The sequence below is a fragment of the Christiangramia marina genome, assembly GCF_048285865.1.
GTDB classification, from domain to species: domain Bacteria; phylum Bacteroidota; class Bacteroidia; order Flavobacteriales; family Flavobacteriaceae; genus Christiangramia; species Christiangramia marina.
The window spans coordinates 201,717-207,920 of the sequence record NZ_JBLVTK010000004.1; the positions used below are offsets into that span (position 1 = coordinate 201,717).

The following is a 6,204-nucleotide window of genomic DNA, read 5'->3' on the forward strand; positions in this document are numbered from 1 at the left end:
GTCAATTTTTAGCCTAAGATAAGGCTGGTCATGACTTTAGCTATTTGGTTTAATAAAGAATTATGAAAGGATTAATGACATTTTAATATCACCACGAGCATAGGGATTATTTTCTTCGATTGGAATTTCCTCGAATCCATATTTACGATACAAATGGATGGCGTTTTCAAGTTTTCGATTTGAGTAAATGATCAATTTTTTCCATCCACTACTTTTAGCAAATTGTATGGTATGGTCAATCAGAAAGTGTCCGATCTTCTGACCTCGAAATGCAGGTTTGACCGCCATTTTCGTAAGCTCGAAAACATCATCCTCCATCTTCATCAATGCTACACAGGCTACGATAGTTTTGTCTTTTCTCACAAAGAAGATCTTTCCACCTGGCTCAATGATATATTTTTCTTGTTTTCCTAGAACTTCCTCATCATGTGGCTCCACGTAAAATAATTCATTCAGCCAGTGAAGGTTCATTTTTTCAAATTCCTCCGCGTACTTTTTATCCCAGTTGAGAATCTCCATGATCATTAGTTATAGGTCAAAAATATAAAGAACCTTTGAGTAGCCATACTATTCAGTTATCAATTTATTTATATTTATAGATCTTAAACACATCTTTATGAACTTCCGAAGATATTTAGAGTTATTCCTGCTATGCTTAGTGATGATGTTCAACAGTTGTAAGTCCAGTCAGGATACAGTTGTTGCCAGTGATGACAATGAAGTTGATATACTCCCACCAGCCGAACTCTATGGAAATTTATTCTATGATGTACAAACCCGGGCTATTTTTGAGGACAGTAAGACTTTTGTTGATGCGACTCCTAAATATAGTGTAAGCCTGATAAGGCAACGATATGATATGCTGGAAGATACTACGTTCACGGGAATGAAAACCTTTTTGGATCAACATTTTAATATTCCTGAAGCCGATGTGGATTTCAGGAGCGATAGTCTACAAATAGGTATGCATATTAAGAGTTTATGGGAAGTGCTTAAGAGGCCGGCAAATGATAGCATTTCGGGAACTCTTATTCCGCTACCAAATGATTATATAGTGCCGGGTGGCAGATTTCGCGAAGTCTATTACTGGGATAGCTATTTTACAATGTTAGGATTACAGGTAGATAATGAAAATGAAGTCATTAGGAACATGGTGGAAAATTTCGCATTCCTTATTGATGAACTCGGCTTTATTCCGAATGGGAATCGTACTTATTACCTCGGAAGATCCCAACCACCGTTCTTTTCTCTCATGGTCGATATTCTGGCCGATATTGAAGGCGAGGAGGTTTATGCCGAATTTTTAAATGCATTGGTGAAAGAACATCAGTTCTGGATGAAGGGAAATAATGAACTCAAACCAGGGAACGCTATTAATAGAGTCGTTAAGCTGAAGGATGGAACTGTCCTGAACCGCTATTATGATGAATTCGATACTCCAAGACCAGAAAGCTACCGTGAAGATGTAGAAACTGCGGAAGTTGCAATGAAAGCTAATCCAATGCTCAGGAAAGAAGGTGTTTATCGTAATCTTAGAGCTGGTGCTGAGTCTGGATGGGATTATTCAAGCAGATGGCTGGTAAAAAATAAGCAAAATGAGTTTGAACTTTCAAGTATTCAAACTACTTCCATTCTTCCAGTTGACTTGAATTCGTTGCTTTACAAACTGGAAAAGACCATTTCCAAGGCAGCTAAAATTTCAGACAAAGAAGAAATTTCGGCTACTTATGCGAAGCTGGCAGAAAAACGACAACAGGCGATCGCAGACTATTTCTGGGATTCTAAAATGGAGTTCTTCCAGGATTATAATTTTGAAAAGCAGGAATTCACGGGAAACTTTTCTCTTGCAGCAATGTATCCATTATTCTTCCAGATCGCAGATGAACAGCAAGCTGGCAAGGTGGCTACAAAGATCAAAGAAGACTTCCTGAAACCGGGAGGTGTTGTAACCACACCTTATAATACCGGACAGCAGTGGGATGCACCCAATGGCTGGGCTCCATTGCAGTGGATCACCATTCAGGGTTTAAGGAATTATAAGCATATGGAACTTTCCGAAGAAATTAAAAGGAGGTGGCTTGATGTAAACAGCGCAGTTTACGATAGAACCTATAAGATGACCGAGAAGTACAATGTAATGGATCTTTCCAAAGAAAGTGGAGGTGGGGAGTATCCTACCCAGGATGGGTTTGGCTGGACCAACGGAGTATATAAAAAATTATCTTCAGAAGAATAGTTTATGGAACATATAAGTTTGTATATCGAGTATGCGGCAAAGTTCATAGAAGTAACCGGAGTGGTAGTGATACTTCTGGGAACGATCATAGCATTATTCAAATATTTACTAGCCAAGCAAAATAAAGGAGTCAGATCTTACAAATTATTAAGACAGGAATTGGGGAAAGCTATTCTCCTTGGACTTGAGATTCTGGTCGCTGCAGATATTATCGCAACCGTAGTAACAAAACCAACGCTGGATGAGGTTATCTCCTTGGGAATCATCGTCCTGATAAGAACATTTTTAAGTCTTTCCATTGAACTGGAGATTGAAGGCAGGTTTCCATGGCAAAGGAAGGTAAAAGAGAACAGGCTGAATCAGGAAGCTTAAACCTGAACATAGAAAAGCCACTGAATTTCAGTGGCTTTTTTAAAATTTCTGACTATCCTACTCTATAAAGTATATTCAGCAAGTAATTTCTGAACTTCATAGATATCAACTTTCTTATTAAATTTCTTGGAAATACTGGGTGATTGTTCCCCGGATATCCAGATCTTAAGTTCTGCATCCAGATCGAAACTTCCTGCAGTTTCCACGCTAAAACGTGTAATACTTTTGTATAGCACTGAGAAATATTCAATTTTGCTACCAGTCAATCCCTGAACATCTATAATGATCAATCGTTTATTGGTGAAAATAAAGGTATCTCTTATGATCTTAAATCCAGCAATAACTTCTTCAGAATCAATAAGCAATTTGCCAAATTTCTCCTGAATAACTGAATTTTCTATAGCACCGGCATTACCAAGCAATGAGGATAGTAGACCCATAATTAATTCTTTAGTGATTTCATATCGATTACAAATCTATACTTAACATCAGATTTTACAACTCTGTCGAAAGCAGTATTAATAGAGTCTATATCTATCATTTCAATATCTGAAACAATATTGTGCTCTCCGCAGAAATCAAGCATTTCCTGAGTTTCTTTAATTCCGCCAATTAATGAACCTGCAAGTCTTTTTCGACCCATGATAAGTCCGCCACCATGAATATCCACTTCATCGATCGCTCCAACTAAGGTCATTGTCGCATCTCTTTTCAGCAAGGCAACATAAGGATTCGTATCATGTCCTACAGGAACTGTATTCAGAATAAAATCGAATGAATTCGCATGTTTTTTCATTTCTGCTTCATCCTTCGAGATCAGAACTTCATCTGCACCTAGAGATTTAGCATCTTCGGCTTTTGCAGGAGAGGTAGTGATCATCACAACGTGAGCTCCCAATGCGTGAGCAAATTTAACACCCATATGTCCCAGACCTCCCAGTCCTACAACACCAACTTTATCACCTTTTTTCACATTCCATTGTCTAAGTGGAGACCATGTTGTAATTCCTGCGCACAATAGAGGTGCAACCGCTTTTGTATCCAGATTTTCTGGCACTTTGAGCACGAACTTTTCTCGAACCACCACCATCTCTGAATAACCTCCAAAGGTATGACCACCTAAATGTTCATCTTTCCCATTATAAGTAGCGGTCATTCCATTTTCACAATATTGCTCAAGACCATCTTCACAAGATTTACATTCCTGGCAGGAATCCACCATACAGCCAACTCCAACAAGATCACCTTGTTTAAAGTTTTTTACGTCTGCGCCAACTTCTACTACGCGACCAATAATCTCATGGCCTGGTACCACTGGATATTTACTATTGCCCCAATCATTTCTAACCTGGTGTATATCGCTATGACAAACTCCACAATAATCGATTTCGATCTTCACGTCATTTGCAAGAATGTCCCTGCGTTCAATCTCCATCATATTAAGATCTGCATCATTCGACTTTGCGCCGTAAGCTTTTATATTTTTCATTTTTTTTCTTTTGCTGAAAGTTACTCAATTTATAACTGCTGCAGATGATGTGTTAAACAGGTTTAACTATTCTTAACGTGCTGAATTGATGTAGGTCAAGTTTCCTGTAGTCCATTGCTTTCAAAGAATTCTTAGTACCTTAGGAGCTCAATTTTGAAATTTAAATTATGAGCGATTCTAAAGGAATCAATACGATATGTACACATGCTGGAGAACTGGAGGATACTCAGTTTAAGGGAGCGGTTTCTCCTCTTTATATGGCAACTTCCTATGCATTTGAAGATGTGGAGACCAAACGTTACCCCAGATATTTTAATACGCCAAACCAAGTAGCTCTTGCTAAAAAGATGGCTGCACTTGAACACGGAGAAGCTGCCTTGATTTTTGGTAGTGGGATGGCTGCAGTAAGCACTTCATTAATGGCATTTTTGAGGTCTGGTGATCACGTTGTATTTCCAGATGCACTTTATGGGGGAACCAGTAACCTTGCAGTAGAGGAGTTCGCCAAATTTGGAATAGAGTATACGTTCGCTAAAGACTCTTCAATACCATCACTAGAATCTGAAATCAAGGAAAACACGAAGGTAATTTATATTGAGACGCCATCGAATCCTCTGCTGAAGATCACAGATATCCAGGGGGTTGCAGGTCTAGCCAAAAAGCACGGACTTGTGAGTATGATCGATAATACATTTGCCTCACCGGTGAACCAGAATCCTCTGGATATGGGAATAGATATCGTCTTACACTCTGCAACGAAATATATGGGAGGTCATAGTGATATCCTGGCAGGAACTGCAATAAGCTCTGAAGATCATATCGACAGGATCTTTCAAATGGCGAAGAATTTTGGCGGAAACTTAAGTGATTATACGGTTTGGTTACTGGAAAGAAGTATCAAAACCATGGGCTTACGTGTGAAAGCCCAGAATTCGAATGCTCTGCAACTGGCTGAATTTTTAACAGCTCATTCCAGTGTTGCGAATGTTTATTATCCTGGTCTAAAAGATCATCCAGATCACGAACTTGCAGCAAAGCAAATGTCTGGTTTCGGCGGAATGATGTCATTCGAATTGAATGCTGAGATCGATGTGCAGCATTTTATGAAATCCCTGAAACTAATAAAACCCTCCATGAGCCTTGCCGGTGTGGAAAGTACCATTCTCTTACCTTCCAAAACAAGTCACGGTTTGTTAACCGAGGAAGAAAGAGCTCAGCAGGGCATCAAGGATAATCTACTAAGATTCTCTGTGGGAATAGAAGAGTTCGAGGATATCAAGAACGACCTCGAGCAGGCTATAGCAAATACCAAATAATACTTTATGAAATTAGATATACTTGCGATTGGGGCACACCCAGACGATGTGGAATTGAGTTGTGCCGGTACCATTGCAAAAGAGATTAGCAGAGGAAAAAAGGTTGGGATTCTTGATCTTACCAGGGGAGAACTTGGTACAAGGGGATCTGCAGAGATTCGTGATCAGGAAGCAACCGCTGCAGCCCAGGTTTTAGGAGTTGAGGTTCGTGAGAATCTCGAATTTAGTGATGCTTTTTTCACAAACAATGCTTCTCACCAAATGGAGATCATTAAAAAGATAAGAAAGTACCAACCAGAAATTGTGCTATGTAATGCGTTGGATGACAGGCATATTGATCATGGGAAGGCTGCAAAATTAATAAGTGATGCCTGTTTCTTAAGTGGTTTGCGTAAGATCGAGACCATTATGAATGGTGAGAACCAGAACGCATGGCGACCAAAGCATGTTTTTCATTATATACAATGGAAGAATCTAAAACCGGATTTTGTAGTAGACGTCACAGGCTTTCTGGATAAAAAAATTGATTCGGTTAAAGCTTACAGGTCTCAGTTTTACAGTGAAGATAGTAAAGAGCCTGAAACACCAATTTCAAGCAGTAACTTCCTGGATAGCATTACTTACCGGGCACAGGATATGGGAAGGCTTATTAATACTGAACATGCTGAAGGTTATAATGTAGATCGTTATGTAGCAGTAGATTCCGTATTTGACCTTATTTAATTGAAAATTTTTCTTTGCTGAAATGTACAAATAACTTACATTTGCAACCGCTAATCAAATGGTGGTTG

The 6,204-nt window shown here is 39.1% G+C and carries 7 protein-coding genes; 4 read left to right on the plus strand and 3 right to left on the minus strand.

The features are described from left to right. Positions 1-60 precede the first annotated feature (60 nt). Positions 61-519, minus strand: a complete 459-nt coding sequence (locus tag ACNKXS_RS14010) for a GNAT family N-acetyltransferase (protein WP_417921403.1) — start codon at positions 517-519, stop codon at positions 61-63. A 97-nt stretch (positions 520-616) separates the two neighbouring features. Between ACNKXS_RS14010 and treF the strand changes: the two genes are divergently transcribed. Together treF and ACNKXS_RS14020 are read left to right on the plus strand one after the other, a co-directional pair. Beyond that, positions 617-2,236 (plus strand): alpha,alpha-trehalase TreF, encoded by a 1,620-nt coding sequence (treF, locus tag ACNKXS_RS14015; protein WP_417921404.1) that lies wholly within the window; start codon positions 617-619, stop codon positions 2,234-2,236. Between the two features lie 3 nt (positions 2,237-2,239). Then, entirely contained in the window at positions 2,240-2,608 is a 369-nt protein-coding gene (locus ACNKXS_RS14020) for a DUF1622 domain-containing protein (RefSeq protein WP_417921405.1), read from the plus strand. Positions 2,609-2,670: 62 nt separating this feature from the next. Here the strand turns inward: ACNKXS_RS14020 and ACNKXS_RS14025 are convergent, their stop codons facing one another. After that, the gene (locus tag ACNKXS_RS14025) at positions 2,671-3,048 is read right to left on the minus strand and encodes a PH domain-containing protein (RefSeq protein WP_417921406.1); all 378 of its coding nucleotides are present in this window, start codon (positions 3,046-3,048) and stop codon (positions 2,671-2,673) included. A 2-nt stretch (positions 3,049-3,050) separates the two neighbouring features. Further along, positions 3,051-4,097, minus strand: a complete 1,047-nt coding sequence (locus ACNKXS_RS14030) for an NAD(P)-dependent alcohol dehydrogenase (RefSeq protein ID WP_417921407.1) — start codon at positions 4,095-4,097, stop codon at positions 3,051-3,053. 167 nt (positions 4,098-4,264) lie between these two features. Here ACNKXS_RS14030 and ACNKXS_RS14035 point away from each other — a divergent pair, with 167 nt between their 5' ends. Together ACNKXS_RS14035 and bshB1 are read left to right on the plus strand one after the other, a co-directional pair. Further along, positions 4,265-5,413, plus strand: coding sequence for a trans-sulfuration enzyme family protein (locus ACNKXS_RS14035; protein ID WP_417921408.1), 1,149 nt, complete (start codon positions 4,265-4,267; stop codon positions 5,411-5,413). 6 nt (positions 5,414-5,419) lie between these two features. Further along, positions 5,420-6,136 (plus strand): bacillithiol biosynthesis deacetylase BshB1, encoded by a 717-nt coding sequence (gene bshB1 / locus ACNKXS_RS14040; RefSeq protein ID WP_417921409.1) that lies wholly within the window; start codon positions 5,420-5,422, stop codon positions 6,134-6,136. The last annotated feature ends 68 nt before the right edge of the window (positions 6,137-6,204 follow it).